The following is a 17,227-nucleotide window of genomic DNA, read 5'->3' as shown; positions in this document are numbered from 1 at the left end:
AAAGATTAATATTTAATTTTTTGATATTGATGTTTAATATCGGAAAAAGGGAAAATCATTTCCTAATGAGCTTTGTGATTTATTTTCAATATGAAAAGTTTTATTATTTTATGACATATTAAAAAAAATAAACCATTTAACAGTTAATTTTTGAAAAGTTTCTAAAGTTACCTGTTCGGCTCTAATTTGTAAAGGGATGTGATGTTGTAAGAAAAAAGGAATAATGTTTTCTTTGGATAACAAAAATTGACAAGATAAGTTGTTGAGTAAAGTTTTTCTTTTTTGTTTAAAGGAAGCTTTTACAAACTTGATAAATTGTTGCAATAAAGTAGGGCAAATGTTGTTATTTTTAGTAAGTTTAATAACAATACTGTCTACTTTGGGTGCAGGAAAAAACATATGTCTTTTAACTTCTTGGATTTTTTCAATACTAAATAGAAATTGAATAATTACAGATAAAGCGTTATAATTTTTGTTATTGGGTTGAGCCAGTAAACGCATTCCTACTTCTTTTTGAATCATAATAGTAGCATCATTAATTTGGGGAGTGTCAATAATTTTAAAAAGAATAGGTGAGGTAATATAATAAGGTAAGTTACCAATTAAACTTAATTGAGAGTTAGGACTAAAATAATGATCAAAATCTTTTAATAAATCTCTTTTTAAAAAATCATCATAAATGATATTAACATTGTTATGATTTTCAAAATTTAAAAAAGGTTTGAGAGTAGCATCAATTTCATAGGCTAAAACATGTTTAGCTTGAGGGACAATAATTTTGGTTAAAGCACCTTTGCCAGGTCCAATTTCTAAAACATTTTTGTCTGTGATGGAAGCCTTAGTTACAATTTTGTTTAATAAATTAACATCTGTTAAAAAATTTTGACTGTATTTTTTTTTGGTTGTATGATGCATTTGATTTCCTTAAATAAAATTGATATGGATGTTGGCTTTTGGGATTTGTTGTTAGTTGAGAATTGGGGAAGTTGTTTGGGAGGGGTTTATAGGGGAAGTTTTGGATTTATAAAGGGCGATAAAAAAATTTATTATCTTGTTTAGGACTACTTTTGATTAAACTTTTAATAATGGGGGATTCTTCTTTCAGACTTTTGAGTCCTCCCTTAGATTTAATTAAAATTTTGGTTTCAAATTTAGGCTTACTTTCGGAATAAGCATTTTGAAAAGCAGCATTACTTGAAGTATAATATTTAATATAATCGCGGTTTTGGCTGTGATATTTTTGCTTAATGTGTGCAATTTGTTCTTGGTTTTGGTCGTTATCATCTAAAATGTGCCAAATACTTCTATTGAGAAAATCATTACATAAATTTTTTAAAATGGTATCCTTACTATTTTTAAGATGTAGGATTAAACCGTTCATATAATAATCATCAATTGCTAAGTATTTGTCTAGGTCAGTTTGATTGTTTACAAAATTGTAAAAAGGTTGGATGTATGGGTCTACAGGATAGTTATTTTGTAATAAATCACATAAACGTTTACAAATTTTTTCTAAAATAGTGCTATAAGCTCTTACTTTGGGATGATAATAAACTTGCCAGAACATATGATAGCGGTTAATTAAATAATTTTCAATAGCAAAAACACCACTTTGTCTAAAGGCAATACATTTTTCGTTATTTTTGCTAGGATGAGGCTCAATTATCATGCTACGCATTAAACGTTCTAAATCGATATGCCCATAAGTGGCACCTGTAAAATAAGAATCTCGTTCTAAATAATCTAGTCTGTCAATATCAATTTGACTAGTTAAAATTTGTTCTATTAAGGGAAATTTCTTTGTTTTTTCAATCACACTAGCTACATCGTTTTTGAAATCAGGGCTTATTTGGTCTAATAAAGCCCCAATTTCTTTGTTATTTTTGATGATGCGTGCACTTTGCGTTTCGTGGTTTACGTCAAATAAGGTTTCAAAAGAATGAGAATAAGCACCGTGTCCAATATCATGTAACAAAGAAGATACTAGTAAAATTAATTTTTGGGTTTCAGAAAAGTGTTTTTTAATATTTGTGATTTTTAAAAACCGTCTTGCAAGTTCATAAACACCTAAACTGTGTGTAAAACGAGAATGTTCTGCTCCATGAAAGACGATGTTAGCGCCGCTTAATTGTTTTATACGTCTTAATCTTTGGAAAACGGAAGTATCAATTAATTTTTCAATCAATTCGTATTCCAGATAAATATAACCGTAGATAGGGTCACGAAAAACTTCAGATCTGAGAAACTTTTTAAAAGATGGATTGGTTGTTTGCATTGATTTTATTGAGGATAATTTTTAATTAAGTTTATTGGGTTTTTGTAATTTTTATCCTTATCCGTTTTACCTCCTTCTTGTTGTTTGCGTTTTTAAGAAGAGTTTTTATTGAGCGAAAGACACAAATGAAAGGAAATTTATGTCTTTCGTTCAATAAAAAAATAAAATAATTGTTAGTTATATTGTTAGTTTTGCTAAGGATTGAAAATAAATATAGGTTATAAGGTCTTTGGGGTGAGTTTCAAGATCCTTATAACGCAAGAATTTAAGTTGACAAAATTATTTATTTTTTTATTTTTTAATGATTTATTTCAGTAATTTAACAGTATCGCCATTTTTAAGTAAAAAAGCACTGCCGTCATCGGTATCTAAGTGGCATTCAAGTTTAAAATCGTGGTGTACTCTGCACAAAACTTGTTTTAAGATGCCAGGTTTAGTGCCTTCAATTTCAATACTTACCATTTGTTTGTCAGTAATGCCAAAATTTTTTGCATCTTGGGTAGATAAATGAATATGTCTGTTGGCAATAATAACACCTTCTTCAATGTCTACTTGACCTTTGAGACCTATTAAAGTGGCTTTGCCTGAACCTTTAATATCGCCTGAAGATCTAACAGGAGCTGTAAATCCGTGTCTTAAAGCATCGCTTTGACTAATTTCTACTTGGTCAAAAGGTCTTGTGGGTCCTAAAATCCGAACTTGTGGAAGAATTTTTCCTGATGGACTCATAACATCAATTTTTTCTTGGGCTGCAAATTGTCCTGTTTGTTTGAGGGGTTTGAAAAAAGTGAGTTGATAATTTTTTTGACCGAATAAAATATCTAGTGTTTCTTGTGATAGGTGAGTGTGTCTTCCTGAGATTCCTATTGGAATGTGATACATGTTTGCCTCCATTGTTTGCATTTACAGCTTTATTATAACATTTTTATTATAAAATGCCTCTTATTTTCTACATATTTTGATTTTTTTATTGAAGAATTGGTAAAAAGTTTTTGTGCATAAATAGTATATAATTTTTAGTAATTTAATTTATTATAACATGAATTATTAGAAATATTCAAGGTAATTTGTTTATTTTGTTGTTTTATTGTTTTGTTATGATATATTTATTTAATGACAAATAAAAAGACCCTTTGTAAAAAGAGTCTGGGGTTTAAAGGTATTAATTAAAAGGTTTGTAAGTTAAAATAATAATTTATTAAATAAATATTGTTTTTGTTCATCAGTTTTATTTAATAAATCTTTCATTAAAGAATTGATTAAATTTGTTTTTTCTTCTATTTGTTTTAAGGTTTTATTTTAAAAAGTGGCTATTTCATTTTGTGTTTCTAATGGGGGAAGAGTTATTTTTATTTTTTTTATTATCTTTTGGGTGAAATGGGGAATGTGTCCTTGTTTTAAATTTTTTTGAATTTCATTTTCTTTTTGTTTTAAATAAAAATAGAAATACAAAACATTAAAAGAATCATCTTTAGATTTTAAAATTTGTAAATTTTGAGCAGCCCAAAAAGGTTTAGTATGGAAATGAATATAACCACAACTACCTACACTAGTTATAGTTATAGTATTTTCAGGAGTATTAGATTTGTTATAAGATCCTTTGGGTTTTATACCTCCACCCCACACTTCGTAATCTCCATTTTTTTCACAATCTGATATATGTAAATCTGTTCTATCATCAAGAGTAATGTCTTTTGGTGGTTTTGGAGATTTCCAAAAGATATAGATATTTTTAGCTGTTGTGCAATTTTGTAATAATTGTTCTAAAGTATATGGTTCTTGTGGTAGTTCAATTGTTTCTTTGTCTTGGACGTCAATAAATACAGTTGCTAAATTGTTATTTGCATCTTTAATTTTAGTATCTAGAATATATTTATTGTTCATATTAGAATTATAAGAAGGTGTTTGTAGAGTATTTAATTGAAATATATCTTTAATTAGACTGCCCCAAAAAAATGGAAATGGTTAAGAGCAACAAAATACCCAAATTATTTATTAATTAAAAATAAATAGTTTGGGTATTTTTTGTACCCAAATGCAAAAAGGAGAAAAGATGTTAGAAGCTGAACGCGCATTGTTGGGTGCTTTGTTTTTAAAACCAGAAAAGATTGATACTGTTGTAAATTTAATTAACACTAATAACTTTAATGATTCCAAACATCGATATATATTTAAGACAATGAAACAACTCAAAATTCTAAATCGAGAAATTGATTATGTTTCAGTTAGTTCCACTTTACAAAATCAAAATAGCTTAAGCAAAATAGGAGGTATTGATTATTTTACCAAATTACCTGAAATGCCTCCTTCAAATCAATATTTAGAAACATATATTGATTTAATCAAGGAAAAATCGCTCAAAAGAGATTTGTTAAATCTAATCCATCAATTACCTACTGAATTATCTAAAACTAAAAATATTAATAATTATTTACAAACAGTCAAAAATCAAGTAGAAATCTTTATTCAAAGCACTAAATCACCATTTATTTCCACTAAAACCTTAATTCCTTACATTCGAGAAAGTATTATTACTAACGATAACAATAACCAACTTACAGGAATTAAAACAGGGTTTAACAATCTTGATGAATTAGTTTCTGGTTTCAAACCCAAACAATTAATTATTTTAGGAGCTAAAACAGGTATGGGTAAAACCGCTTTCATGTTAAATTTAGCTACAAATATTACGCAAATATTTGATAAAAATAAAAAAACCAAACAGCAGTAATTTTTAGTTTGGAAATGACAGCAGAAGAATTGGGTATTGGGATGCTTTCGTCGTCATCACAAATCCCTTTAAAAAAACTACAACATAAAAACTTAACCAAAGAAGATAGATTTGCTTTAGGTATGGCAGAAAATGATTTAACAAAATTAAATATTTTAATTGATGATGACAGAAACAACAAAATTGAAGATATCAAAAACAAATGTAGACAAATAAAATACACCAAAGGACTTGATGTTGTTTTTATTGATTACCTCCATTTATTAAAAGAAGACCAAAATTTTAATACTTATCAAGCAACAGCAGTAATTTGAAGAGAGCTCAAAAAACTAGCAAGTGAACTTAATATTCCCATAATAGCTTTAATTCAAATGAATCGCGCAACAAACATAAGAGAAGTTAAATTACCACAATTAAAAGATTTAAGAGATTCAGGAACCATCGAACAAGACGCTGATGTTGTAATGTTTTTGCACCGCGAAAGTTATTACCAAAAACCCGATAATAACCCATACACTAATTTAATTATTGCCAAAAATCGCAGCGGACAACTAGGTGAATGTAATTTTAATTTTTATAAACAAATCCAAAAATTTGAAGTTTTAGAATAAAAAAGGAAATAATAAAATGAATCAATTAACTAATTTACATTTCAAAAATATTAATGTTTTCAATCATAAAACTTTGTGTGTCAACATCACTAAAAATATAGTTTTTCCAACTTGTTTTAACAAAATCTTTGATGAATATATGTTGGAATCTCACGCTAAATTAAATAAATATTTAACTGATAACAACTATAACTCTCAAAGCCAAAAAGCAATCCGTGGAAAAATCAATGAATACCTCATTTTGTTATATTTTCATCAAAAAGGAATAACCAATCTTTATCCACAAGCCTATTTATTTTTCATCCCAGATATTAAATTTGATTTAGTATTATTCTCCCAAACCAAGCGCATAATTGCCTTCAATTTCAAAACATGCCTTCGTGATCGTTATAAACAAACAATCATCGAAGCTCAACAAATTAAAAAACTAGATGCCCGTTTTGAATTTTATTTATTAACTAACAACGCCACAGAAACCCAAAGACTCAACAATAAAATTATAAATGGCAAAGTTCAAGGCATAAATCAAATCATTAATTTATTTTCTAACAAAGCCAATCAATTTTTACAAAACTTACTTACAAACAATTTCATTCCTTTTTCACCAATTAATTTAATTAAAAGCGTTGTGCACTCAAATGACAAATAAATTAATCGTTTTTGAAGGAATAGATGGTAGCGGAAAAACTACTTTAATTAAACAATTAAAAAAATATTTAAAAAATCAAAAAAAAATAATCATTTGTCAAGGATTAGGAAGTTCTTCAATCGGTAAACCAATTAGAAAATTATTTTTATATCAAGAAAATTTATCACCCAACACAAGATATTTAATAAGTTTAGCAAACATGACACAAACCCAAGAAGAACTCGTTATTCCTGCTTTATTAAAAGGTTATATTGTTTTAGTTGATCGTTGGTATGATTCTACTTTTGCTTATCAAAGTGATGATATCAACCTTGATTCTGGCGACAAAATATTAACTTCAAAAATCATCAATCATTTTCTAATTAAACCTAAATTAACCTTTTATCTAGACATCGACCCTAAAATAGGATTAAAAAGAAATCAAACTCAACTTAATCATAAATTAGAAACTATCGAACAAAAACCCATAACTTACTTTCAAAATGTTCGTAAAAATTATTTAAATCAATATCAATACTGTAATAACCAAAATTGCAAACACGAAAATTGTAATTATTTTTTAATTAATGCTACACAACCTAAAAATAAGATTTTAAAACAAATAATTAAAATATTAAATATCAAAAACACATGAATATATAAATATTTAAAAGAAGGTAAAATAAATGGAAAACTCATTAACTTTTTTATCACAAACCGATATATTTATCAAACGTCATAAATTACAAATAAAACTCTTAAAAACGATAATTGATAAAAACAACATAAAAATCAATAAATTATTTAACCTTTTACCATCTAAAAATCCTTATTCGGACACTTATTTTGAAATAGAACTAGATATTCAAGACCTTTTCGAAATAAACGAAGAACTCCAATCCACAATTGAAATAGTCCAAAAATACTACATTGTAGGTTTTCAAAAATTGAAAGAAAAATTAATTTCTTTAAATCAATATCAAAGATTGTATGAAATAGACTCAATTCATCTTTACAATCACATTTGTAAAAATATTTTTGAACTTAATATTTTCTCACGTGTTTATCTAGATTCATCCCTTTTATATGGATTAAATCCTTTAACAATTAATATTGTAAAACAACATAATAAATTAAATAATAAGGAGAATAAATAAAATGAAAACAATAAAACAAACCCATTTCCGTACAGATGGCAAAACAATTAAAAAAATCACCGAATACGCTCTCCAAACAAGAAATAAAACTAAAACGACATGGTTTCGATATGATGGCAAAACAATTTACTCCATCTACGAATACAACTCACAAACTGGAAACCAAATAAAAGATACCTTTTTCCAACTCGACGGCAAAACAATCCATTTCATTGACTAATACAACCAAAATGGAAATTATCTAACAACTCATTACTCAACCAGCGATTACTTAAAAAAACGAACAAAAAAACCAAAAAACAAAATAAGGAGAACAAAAAAATGAAAACAACAATCAAAGAAATACACTATAACTAAGACGACGGCATAACAATAGATTACATCGACGAATATGACAAAAACGGTAATTTTATTCAAGCAATAGAACCAAACAAACCAATAAAAAATAGGAGAAACAACCAAAATGAGTAAATCAACCATAAAAGAAATAATTAACGATTGGTCCCAAAGAGTAACTCAAGAATTAAGAAACAATAAATTAATTAAAAAAACTTGTTATTACGAAGATAACAAAACAATTCACTTTATTGAAGAATATAGCCCAATAACTGGCAAACAAACTAAATACACTAGTTACAACCGCGATGGAACAGTTAAATTTAATACCGAAGACAACGAATAAAACAAAAACCAAACCCAAAAAAATAGGAGAAAAATAAACATGAATAAAAAAGAATTAATTAAAAAAATCGCCGAAATTAATAAAACCCCAATAACAAAAACTGAGGAATTTTACAACTCATTGGAAATTGCATTAATCGAAGCCATCACATCCAATGAAGAAGTGGTTTTATCACCTTCTATCGGTAAATTTATCTTAAAAACTAGAAAATCTTATGTAGGGAGAAACCCCCAAACGGGCAAAAAACTAAGAATACCTGCCAAAACAGTTATTGCCTTCAAATTATCTAAAACTATCAAAGATGAAATTAAAGATCTAAAATTAAAATAAAAAAATAACGAGAACCCAAAAAAATGAATATAATTGTAAAAACCATATTACAAACTTTATTATTTTTTAACGCTTCCAATTTTATTCTATGAAGCACTAAATTATTTTCAACCAAGTTCAAAAACTTTAAGTATTATAATAATCACATTAACAATAAGTTCAATTTTCATTATTATATATACAATAAATAATTCAGAAGCCGATAAATAACGAAAAAAATTACGAAAAGGAGAAAATAAAAAAATGTCTAAAAAAACGGAACAGTGCATTCATTCCGACCAAGGCACAGTTTATCAATCACAAAAAGTCCAACAAACACTAATTAAAAAAGGTTTTTTAATCAGTATGTCAAGAAAAGCTACTCCACGTGATAACGCTGTAATTGAAAACTTTTTCGGCCAAATGAAAACTATCTTACAACATCAACATCCTTTTTTATTTCAAAAATCACCTGAAAAAGTTAAAAAAATAATCAATTATTTCCCTAAATTTTGGAACAATCAATGGATTTTAGCTAAATTAAATTATTCATCACCTTCTCAATATTGTCAAAATCTTATATAAATTATTTTTTAATTTATTTTAATGTTTAGCCTTGAAAAAGAGGTTACCTTTTTGCACATTTTTTTAATTAAAATAACATAATTATGTAAAAAAATAATTATAATTTCATTTTCTTACCACTTTTTTAACTTTTTTTACCTAACTATATAGTGTAAAGAAAAAATATTTAATAAAAATATCTTTTGAAACTAATGAATTATTAAAAGTTTTAGAAACTTTTTGAAATTTAAAAAAAATATTTCCTTAGTTTGAAAAGATATGAAATTATCTACTTAATTTTAAGTCTTAAAGAACAATTTTAAAGACAAAATTTGTCTAAAAAAACGGAACAGCGCAGCCCCTTTACAAAAACTCTTTACAGATATCACTTATTTCAAAACTCCACAAGGATTTTTATATTTTTCTTGTATTATTGATTCTTTTAATAACCAAACCAAACAACAAAAGGAACAGTTTATCAATCTTTAAAAATCCAACAAACACTAATTAAAAAGGTTTTTAAATAATTATGTCAAGAAAAGCTACCCCTCGTGATAACGCTGTAATTGAAAACTTCTTTGGTAAAATGAAAAGTATTTTATAATTCCAACATCTTTTTTTATTTTTTATATTAAGTATTTTTTTAATAATATTGTTTTTCAAAATTGTTTCTCTTCAATGGGTTTATTTATTTAAAGCTTATCATATTATTGAGGGTTAATATTTTGCGTTAAGTTATTGTTGTATTGAATTGATGATGATATATTTAAAAAAAATATAATAATTTGTTTATTTTATTATGTATTTTTTTTTATATTTGTTATATATAAATATAAAGGTTAAATAAATTAAAAATAAGGATGGATTAAAATGTTATTACGCCCAAGACAAAAACAACTTGTTGATAAAATAATTAAAGTTTTAGAACAAAGAAATAAATCTTTTTTTATTGCTCCTACAGGTTCTGGTAAAACCATTATGTTATCTTTTATATTGAAACACTGTTGTGTTCTAAAACTTTAGAAAATTTTTATTTTTAATTAAAAATAAATAAAATATTTTCTTAAACATCAATTAAATAGATTAATTATTTATCATTATTTAATAATATTATTCGAATTTTTATAAATTTAAAGTTTTTTATTTAAAAATTTTAAATAAAATAAAAATTAAGTTTATTCTTTATAATTTACTCTATAAAATTTATATGTTTTATATAAAATAAAAACATTTAAAAAAAGTAAATTTATTATAGTTAACATTATAAATAAAAAAAATTTATTTTTGTGAAAATAATTTAGTTTATTTTTTTCTTTTGTTTCACCTAATTCATTATTTGTTTTACTTAATTGTTGTTCGGTTTGTTCTAATTTAGTTTTTGTTTCACCTAATTCATTATTTGTTTCACTTAATTGTTGTTCATTTTGTTCTAATTTAGTTTTTGTTTCACCTAATTCATTATTTGTTTTACTTAATTGTTGTTCGGTTTGTTCTAATTCATTATTTGTTTTACTTAATTGTTGTTCATTTTGTTCTAATTTAGTTTTTGTTTTACCTAATTCATTATTTGTTTCACTTAATTGTTGTTCATTTTGTTCTAATTTAGTTTTTGTTTCACCTAATTCATTATTTGTTTTACTTAATTGTTGTTCGGTTTGTTCTAATTTAGTTTTTGTTTCACTTAATTGTTGTTCATTTTGTTCTAATTTAGTTTTTGTTTTACCTAATTCATTATTTGTTTCACTTAATTGTTGTTCATTTTGTTCTAATTTAGTTTTTGTTTTACTTAATTGTTGTTCATTTTGTTCTAATTTAGTTTTTGTTTCACCTAATTCATTATTTGTTTTACTTAATTGTTGTTCATTTTGTTCTAATTTAGTTTTTGTTTTACCTAATTCATTATTTGTTTTACTTAATTGTTGTTCGGTTTGTTCTAATTTAGTTTTTGTTTCACCTAATTCATTATTTGTTTTACTTAATTGTTGTTCGGTTTGTTCTAATTTAGTTTTTGTTTCACTTAATTGTTGATTTGTTTGTTCTGATATAGTTTTTGTTTCACCTAATTCATTATTTGTTTTACTTAATTGTTGTTCGGTTTGTTCTAATTTAGTTTTTGTTTCACCTAATTCATTATTTGTTTTACTTAATTGTTGTTCGGTTTGTTCTAATTTAGTTTTTGTTTTACTTAATTGTTGTTCATTTTGTTCTAATTTAGTTTTTGTTTTACCTAATTCATTATTTGTTTCACTTAATTGTTGTTCGGTTTGTTCTAATTTAGTTTTTGTTTTACTTAATTGTTGTTCATTTTGTTCTAATTTAGTTTTTGTTTCACTTAATTGTTGTTCATTTTGTTCTAATTTAGTTTTTGTTTCACCTAATTCATTATTTGTTTTACTTAATTGTTGTTCGGTTTGTTCTAATTTAGTTTTTGTTTCACTTAATTGTTGATTTGTTTGTTCTGATATAGTTTTTGTTTTACTTAATTTTTGTTCATTTTGTTCTAATTTAGTTTTTGTTTTACTTAATTGTTGTTCATTTTGTTCTAATTTAGTTTTTGTTTTACCTAATTCATTATTTGTTTTACTTAATTGTTGTTCGGTTTGTTCTAATTTAGTTTTTGTTTCACCTAATTCATTATTTGTTTTACTTAATTGTTGTTCATTTTGTTCTAATTTAGTTTTTGTTTTACCTAATTCATTATTTGTTTCACTTAATTGTTGTTCGGTTTGTTCTAATTTAGTTTTTGTTTTACTTAATTGTTGTTCATTTTGTTCTAATTTAGTTTTTGTTTTACCTAATTCATTATTTGTTTCACTTAATTGTTGTTCGGTTTGTTCTAATTTAGTTTTTGTTTTACTTAATTGTTGTTCATTTTGTTCTAATTTAGTTTTTGTTTTACTTAATTGTTGTTCATTTTGTTCTAATTTAGTTTTTGTTTCACCTAATTCATTATTTGTTTTACTTAATTGTTGTTCGGTTTGTTCTAATTTAGTTTTTGTTTTACCTAATTCATTATTTGTTTTACTTAATTGTTGTTCGGTTTGTTCTAATTTAGTTTTTGTTTCACTTAATTGTTGATTTGTTTGTTCTGATATAGTTTTTGTTTTACTTAATTTTTGTTCATTTTGTTCTAATTTAGTTTTTGTTTCACCTAATTCATTATTTGTTTTACTTAATTGTTGTTCGGTTTGTTCTAATTTAGTTTTTGTTTTACTTAATTGTTGTTCATTTTGTTCTAATTTAGTTTTTGTTTCACCTAATTCATTATTTGTTTTACTTAATTGTTGTTCATTTTGTTCTAATTTAGTTTTTGTTTTACCTAATTCATTATTTGTTTTACTTAATTGTTGTTCGGTTTGTTCTAATTTAGTGTTTAAAGTTTCAATTGTTTGATCTTTTGCTATTAAAAAATCAATCAATTTTTCAGCATAAATGTATTTTTTATATAATTGTTCATGTTTATCTTTTAAAGCAATTATAACTGTTCCAACTGCGGGGTCAGACATATATTTCCGTATATTTAATTCTTTTATTGGATCATATTCTTCTAAAGGAATTATTGGTTTTTGACATGTTCTAGGAACTTGTTTTTCGCATCTTTCTTTTTCTTTTTTATTATATATCTTTGGATTATATTCACTTTCGTAATTAATTTGTTGAATTTGTTCATATATTTTATTTGTTTTTTGGAACTTTAATATGTTTTGTTTAGATACGAAATATGATATCCAAAAAAAGAAAATAAAAAAAAATATTATTGAAAATAAACAAACAATTATTGAACAAAAATAATGTTTATTTTTATAAATGTTTAACATGATGTATATACTTTCTAAAGTGTTGTGCTTATTATTTTTAAATTATAAAAAAAAATTTAATATTATTGAAAACTTCTTTGATTTGTTTTTCGTTGTTTTTTAAAATGGGGATTTAATTTTCCGAACAAAGGAACAAATTTTTTTGTAAATAATGTAATTGATTATTATCTTTTATAAAGGTAATTATTATTTTTTAACTACCTAATTTATTATAATTAAATTTATTTATTTTTTTAATAAATTTTTTAATAAATTTTGCGCTGTTCCGTTTTTTTTAGACAACTTTTGTCTCTAAAATTGTTCTTTAAGACTAAAAAAAATTAAGTAAATAATTTAATTTAGCTAAAATCCATTGATTGTTCCAAAATTTAGGGAAATAATTGATTATTTTTTTTACTTTTTTGGTTGATTTTTGAAATAAAAAAGGATGTTGATGTTGTAAGATAGTTTTCATTTGGCCGAAAAAGTTTTCAATTACAGCGTTATCGCGTGGAGTTACTTTTCTTGACATACTTGTTTAGTGTTTTTTATTTCTAAAGTTTGAAGTTTTTTATTAGGAAAAAATATGTTTATAATAGTTTGTTTAATAAAAACAATTGTATTTTTAATTAATTTAAAAATAGGTTTAAAACCAGTAATGATTAATATTGTAAATAGAGTTGTTTGTATTCCATCCAATCTTCTTTCCATGATTTCAGCAGCGGTAAATCCTTTAGTGTAATTTAATATAAAATTGCTAATTATTGTAAATATTGAAAAAATCCACATTATTTCCTACTTTCTTAATAATTTTTATAAATTTTATTCATTTATTTTTAGATAATTTCTTTTTATTTTTAAAGGTTTTATTGGAATGATGCAAATTTATCCATTTACCTTTGTGGTTTTTGGTGGTTGAACGGTCTTTAAAGTAAGTTCCTCGGTATGCTTCGGTCATTGCATCGCTCATATTATTTCTCCTTTTATTTTAATTGTAGTTTTTTGACTTCATCTTTGATTGGTTTTGACATTTTAAAACTAACAACCGTTTTTGCGGGTATTTTTAAGTTTTTGCCAGTTCTTTTTCCTGTTTTTTTTCCTGTTTGTTTATTGATGATGAATTTAGTTTCGGGAGTTGTGTGGGCTTTTCTAGTTTTTAAGATGAATTTACCAATTTTAGAGGATAAAACCACTTCTTCATTTGATGTGATTGCTTTAATTAGAGCATTCTCAAATGAGTTGTAAAACTCTTCGGTTTGGGTTATTGAGGTTTTATTTACCTCAGCTATTGATTTAATTAATTCTTTTTTATTCATATTTTTTCTCCTTTTTTTATAAAAAAAGTCCCTTTTGGGGACTTAATTTTTTAAATATTATTTGGTTTTGTTATCTAAAAAAATGACATTTTGAATAATTACTTTGGATGTGGTTCGCGTTTTACCTTCGTTGGTGGTATATTTTTGGATGGATAATGCGCCTTCTGCATATATTTTTGAACCTTTATTTAAATATGTACTCATGGTTTCAGCTTGATTTCTAAAAACGACACAAGGGATGTATTGAACTTTATCTTTATTGTTAATTGCTAAATTGAAATCTATTTTAGGTATTTGTTCGTTGTTGCTATTGATATATTGTTTTTCTAGGTTATGAGCGATATTACCGATTAATTGAACTTTATTTAACATATTTTATTCTCCTTATTTTTATAATTTGGGTTTAGTTTTTTGATGGCGTCTTTTTTTAAGTTTTCTATTTGTTTTAAAGTTAAATTTAGTTTTTGGGCGATGGCATGATTGGATAGGGGTTGTTGATTAGGTTCATTGTTTTTTTCTAATGAGATGCCAAAATTTAAACAAATAACATTGAATTCATTTTTACTTAGTTTAGTTTTTAGTTTTTTTATTAATAATTCATGTTTTACTTGTTTTAGCCATAATTGATGTGGATTAAGGATTTTATCCCAATTAGGTTGTTTGTATTGTTCTTCTTTAAAACTGATATTGTTTGGTTTGTTTGTTTTTTGGGGGATTGAAGGTGAATGGCTTTTTCTTATTAGTTCATTGATTGCAAATTTTATTTTTGGAGTTGCATAAGTAACAAAGTCATAGCCTAAATCTTGGTAATTATTAAGGGCTTTGATTAATCCTAAAATCCCTTCTTGATATAAATCTTCTTTAGTTAAAACTCGAGGATAATATTTAAATTGATAAGCTAGTTTTTTTACTAAAGGTAAATGAAGTTCGATTAATTGATTGCGAATTTCTAAATTCTTTTTATTTTTTAAAAAATCTTTAAATAATTTTTGTCTTAACATTCAATTCCTCTCTAAAAACATTTTTAGAAAAGATATGAAATTATTTTTTTAGTCTTTGAAACAAAAAAAAGACTAACTTAATAGTTAGTCTTAAAGAATTTTTAAAAAACAAAAAAGTGTCTAAACTTTTGGAACACCTCATATGTATCAAAAAAAAATAGAAGTGGTACCAAAAAAACCTTAATTTATCACTTTGAAATGACCACTCAAACCTTCCAAGAAATCGGTTATGTTTTACCTTATAAAATAGAAACTTATTATTAATCAAAAAAACTAGGAGTTAAAATAAATGAATTTTCAAGAAAAAATAAAAAATATTCAAATCAACTTCCCTATGTCAGTTTTATTAAAAAAATTAAATATAATACCACCAAAATTCAATCCCAAATATCGTTTTCCTTGTCCCATTCATCAAGGACAAAACCCAACTTGTTGCCATTTAACTTCAGATAATAAAATTCATTGTTGGAAATGTTGTAAAGATTACGATATTATTGATGTTTATATGGAAATAAGAGGAATTAAAACCTTCAATAACGCTCTTGAAAAAACGTAATTTATTAAAAAAAGTGCGCGCAATTGGGTGGTAAGTTTTATAAAAATTATAGTTTTAATTAATTTTTATAAATCCTATAATTAATAATTTAAATGGGAATAAAATCCATTTTATGATTGTTTTTATAATGTTAAAGATATAACCTAAAAAAACTAAAAAGGTAATAAAGATTAAAATGTAAAAAAAGAGATAAAATGAAACTAATTATTGTTCCTGTACTGTTTAATAAATTGCCTAAATGAAAATAAACATCTTTAATGTCAATTATGTTGTTGAAATTGTTTTTAAGTAATGATATAATAATAATAATAGCATATAGTCCATTTATCTTTAAAATAAAATGGTCTATTGTTAAATTTAATTACGATGTTCCATTTTTAAATATAATTTTTAGTTTTAAAATTGTTTTTTAAAACTAAAAATTAATTAGATAATGTCATATCTTTTCAAACTAAGAAAATATTTTCTTAGTTTGAAAAGTGTTGATAATTTTTTTTTTGTTAGTTTAATATAAAAAAATAAAAATGAGGTATATAAAATAATGAAATTAGATATTAAAAAAAATTATTTTTTTAATAAAAAATATTTTAAATTTACATTTGTATTTTTTTTGTTTATTTTATTATTTAATAAATTTAATCAAAACCACATATTTGCTATGGAAAAAGAAGATATTGCTTCTTCTTCAACATCAAATAGAAACCATTTGAATAAATCAAAAAAATTAAGTTTAACACATAGTTCAAAAAGTTACGTAACTTTGAAAGAAGTAAATAATAAAAAATCAAATACACCAAATTTATCTTATTATAATATTTTAAAAAGTTTGAATTTGGATTTAACTAGACCTAGTCATTTAGGAGTTTCTTCTTTAGAAGAAATAAAATATAAATTTTCAGATATTTTAATCAATTTTGCACCTTCATTTAAATTTTATGGTTCTTTTCCAACTATAGAAGGTTTTCAAAACTTTAAAATATGTGAACAACAAAGCGATCTACAATCATTTTATATATCTTTAGAAGATTTTGAAGAAATACTTGAAGAAGAAGAAGGCTTTTTTAATAAAAAATTAAGATTAAAAAAAGATAAAATACAAAAAAGAATAATGTATACTTTTTGTTACGATACCGAAAGTCATAATTATATAGGCTCTAACAAAAATGAAAGATGGAATGCTGATAATGTACTTGATTTTATTGTAGATATAGAAATAACTAAATCTCCTATAAATAATGATATTCCAATAAGTTTAATCTTTAAAACATTTTCTTGTACATCAGATAATTTATTTTTTGATATTGGTTTTGTAATAGATAATATTCACTTTATAAAAAAATAAAAAATAATTTTTTTTAAATATTGTTTAGTTTAGAATTTCTTTTTTCTTCCTTTCTTTTTTATAAATTTAAAAACTAATCTTTCTAAAAAAAAGATTAGTTTTTTGTTTTTATCTTTATGAGACTCGCTTTTTGTATTATCGTTATTGTTTGTATTTGCTTCAAAAGGTTATTTATCAATAGAAAAATATACAAAAGGTGGGGTTCCCCAAAACTTTATATAACTTTTTCTTTTTTAAAATTCTTTAAGACTGAAATAA

18 protein-coding genes and 5 pseudogenes are annotated in these 17,227 nt (G+C 24.3%); 12 read left to right on the top strand and 11 right to left on the bottom strand.

Annotation, left to right across the window (positions count from 1 at the left end):
* Nucleotides 1–108: 108 nt before the first annotated feature.
* The 4 genes from rsmA to QN326_RS03975 all read right to left on the bottom strand — a co-directional run bounded on the left by rsmA (nucleotide 109) and on the right by QN326_RS03975 (nucleotide 4,159).
* Nucleotides 109–915: a 16S rRNA (adenine(1518)-N(6)/adenine(1519)-N(6))-dimethyltransferase RsmA gene (gene rsmA / locus QN326_RS03990; protein WP_342386557.1), complete on the bottom strand. Its 807-nt coding sequence runs from the start codon at nucleotides 913–915 to the stop codon at nucleotides 109–111.
* Between the two features lie 106 nt (nucleotides 916–1,021).
* A complete protein-coding gene (locus QN326_RS03985; RefSeq protein WP_034172174.1) occupies nucleotides 1,022–2,275 on the bottom strand; it encodes an HD domain-containing protein in 1,254 nt (417 codons plus the stop codon).
* 306 nt (nucleotides 2,276–2,581) lie between these two features.
* On the bottom strand, nucleotides 2,582–3,178 hold the full coding sequence (locus QN326_RS03980; protein ID WP_011161071.1) for a phosphate propanoyltransferase: 597 nt from the start codon (nucleotides 3,176–3,178) through the stop codon (nucleotides 2,582–2,584).
* Nucleotides 3,179–3,574: 396 nt separating this feature from the next.
* Entirely contained in the window at nucleotides 3,575–4,159 is a 585-nt protein-coding gene (locus QN326_RS03975) for a restriction endonuclease subunit S (protein WP_342386556.1), read from the bottom strand.
* Between the two features lie 169 nt (nucleotides 4,160–4,328).
* On the opposite strand from QN326_RS03975, the pseudogene QN326_RS03970 reads away from it, so the two are divergent.
* The 10 genes and pseudogenes from QN326_RS03970 to QN326_RS03925 all read left to right on the top strand — a co-directional run bounded on the left by QN326_RS03970 (nucleotide 4,329) and on the right by QN326_RS03925 (nucleotide 9,980).
* A pseudogene (locus QN326_RS03970) lies at nucleotides 4,329–5,617 on the top strand (replicative DNA helicase).
* A gap of 16 nt (nucleotides 5,618–5,633) precedes the next feature.
* A complete protein-coding gene (locus QN326_RS03965; RefSeq protein ID WP_342386555.1) occupies nucleotides 5,634–6,266 on the top strand; it encodes a hypothetical protein in 633 nt (210 codons plus the stop codon).
* Nucleotides 6,256–6,900 carry a dTMP kinase gene (gene tmk / locus QN326_RS03960; RefSeq protein WP_342386554.1) on the top strand — a complete coding sequence of 215 codons (645 nt, stop codon included), beginning with the start codon at nucleotides 6,256–6,258 and terminating at the stop codon, nucleotides 6,898–6,900. Before QN326_RS03965 ends, tmk begins: the two co-directional genes overlap by 11 nt.
* 31 nt (nucleotides 6,901–6,931) lie before the next feature.
* On the top strand, nucleotides 6,932–7,402 hold the full coding sequence (locus tag QN326_RS03955; protein ID WP_342386553.1) for a hypothetical protein: 471 nt from the start codon (nucleotides 6,932–6,934) through the stop codon (nucleotides 7,400–7,402).
* Between the two features lies 1 nt (nucleotide 7,403).
* A complete protein-coding gene (locus tag QN326_RS03950) occupies nucleotides 7,404–7,622 on the top strand; it encodes a DUF2963 domain-containing protein (RefSeq protein WP_342386552.1) in 219 nt (72 codons plus the stop codon).
* Between the two features lie 243 nt (nucleotides 7,623–7,865).
* Entirely contained in the window at nucleotides 7,866–8,084 is a 219-nt protein-coding gene (locus QN326_RS03945) for a DUF2963 domain-containing protein (RefSeq protein ID WP_342386551.1), read from the top strand.
* A 39-nt stretch (nucleotides 8,085–8,123) separates the two neighbouring features.
* A complete protein-coding gene (locus QN326_RS03940; RefSeq protein WP_342386550.1) occupies nucleotides 8,124–8,414 on the top strand; it encodes an HU family DNA-binding protein in 291 nt (96 codons plus the stop codon).
* 258 nt (nucleotides 8,415–8,672) lie between these two features.
* Nucleotides 8,673–8,978 (top strand): annotated as a pseudogene (locus QN326_RS03935) (transposase); the annotation flags it as partial.
* 330 nt (nucleotides 8,979–9,308) lie between these two features.
* Nucleotides 9,309–9,558: pseudogene (locus QN326_RS03930) on the top strand (IS3 family transposase); the annotation flags it as partial.
* 269 nt (nucleotides 9,559–9,827) lie between these two features.
* Nucleotides 9,828–9,980, top strand: a complete 153-nt coding sequence (locus QN326_RS03925; RefSeq protein ID WP_342386549.1) for a DEAD/DEAH box helicase family protein — start codon at nucleotides 9,828–9,830, stop codon at nucleotides 9,978–9,980.
* Nucleotides 9,981–10,132: 152 nt separating this feature from the next.
* On the opposite strand, the gene QN326_RS03920 is transcribed toward QN326_RS03925, so the two are convergent.
* The 7 genes and pseudogenes from QN326_RS03920 to QN326_RS03890 form a co-directional block, all read right to left on the bottom strand.
* Nucleotides 10,133–12,775, bottom strand: coding sequence for a hypothetical protein (locus tag QN326_RS03920; protein WP_342386548.1), 2,643 nt, complete (start codon nucleotides 12,773–12,775; stop codon nucleotides 10,133–10,135).
* A 310-nt stretch (nucleotides 12,776–13,085) separates the two neighbouring features.
* Nucleotides 13,086–13,289, bottom strand: a pseudogene (locus QN326_RS03915) (IS3 family transposase); the annotation flags it as partial.
* Nucleotides 13,274–13,543, bottom strand: a pseudogene (locus QN326_RS03910) (hypothetical protein); the annotation flags it as partial. The pseudogenes QN326_RS03915 and QN326_RS03910, both read right to left, overlap by 16 nt.
* Before the next feature lie 37 nt (nucleotides 13,544–13,580).
* On the bottom strand, nucleotides 13,581–13,724 hold the full coding sequence (locus QN326_RS03905) for a hypothetical protein (RefSeq protein ID WP_172642368.1): 144 nt from the start codon (nucleotides 13,722–13,724) through the stop codon (nucleotides 13,581–13,583).
* 13 nt (nucleotides 13,725–13,737) lie between these two features.
* Nucleotides 13,738–14,070: an HU family DNA-binding protein gene (locus QN326_RS03900; protein WP_011160777.1), complete on the bottom strand. Its 333-nt coding sequence runs from the start codon at nucleotides 14,068–14,070 to the stop codon at nucleotides 13,738–13,740.
* Between the two features lie 57 nt (nucleotides 14,071–14,127).
* Nucleotides 14,128–14,442: a single-stranded DNA-binding protein gene (locus QN326_RS03895; protein ID WP_342386546.1), complete on the bottom strand. Its 315-nt coding sequence runs from the start codon at nucleotides 14,440–14,442 to the stop codon at nucleotides 14,128–14,130.
* On the bottom strand, nucleotides 14,436–15,071 hold the full coding sequence (locus QN326_RS03890; protein WP_342386545.1) for a sigma-70 family RNA polymerase sigma factor: 636 nt from the start codon (nucleotides 15,069–15,071) through the stop codon (nucleotides 14,436–14,438). The genes QN326_RS03895 and QN326_RS03890 overlap by 7 nt, the downstream gene beginning before the upstream one ends.
* A 289-nt stretch (nucleotides 15,072–15,360) precedes the next feature.
* Here QN326_RS03890 and QN326_RS03885 point away from each other — a divergent pair, with 289 nt between their 5' ends.
* Both QN326_RS03885 and QN326_RS03880 read left to right on the top strand, forming a co-directional pair.
* Nucleotides 15,361–15,627, top strand: coding sequence for a hypothetical protein (locus tag QN326_RS03885; RefSeq protein WP_342386544.1), 267 nt, complete (start codon nucleotides 15,361–15,363; stop codon nucleotides 15,625–15,627).
* 658 nt (nucleotides 15,628–16,285) lie between these two features.
* Nucleotides 16,286–16,969, top strand: a complete 684-nt coding sequence (locus QN326_RS03880) for a hypothetical protein (RefSeq protein WP_342386543.1) — start codon at nucleotides 16,286–16,288, stop codon at nucleotides 16,967–16,969.
* Nucleotides 16,970–17,227 lie beyond the last annotated feature (258 nt).

Source organism: Candidatus Phytoplasma asteris, from assembly GCF_038505995.1.
GTDB lineage: Bacteria > Bacillota_I > Bacilli_A > Acholeplasmatales > Acholeplasmataceae > Phytoplasma > Phytoplasma asteris.
This window is presented reverse-complemented; position numbering and strand designations above follow the sequence as displayed.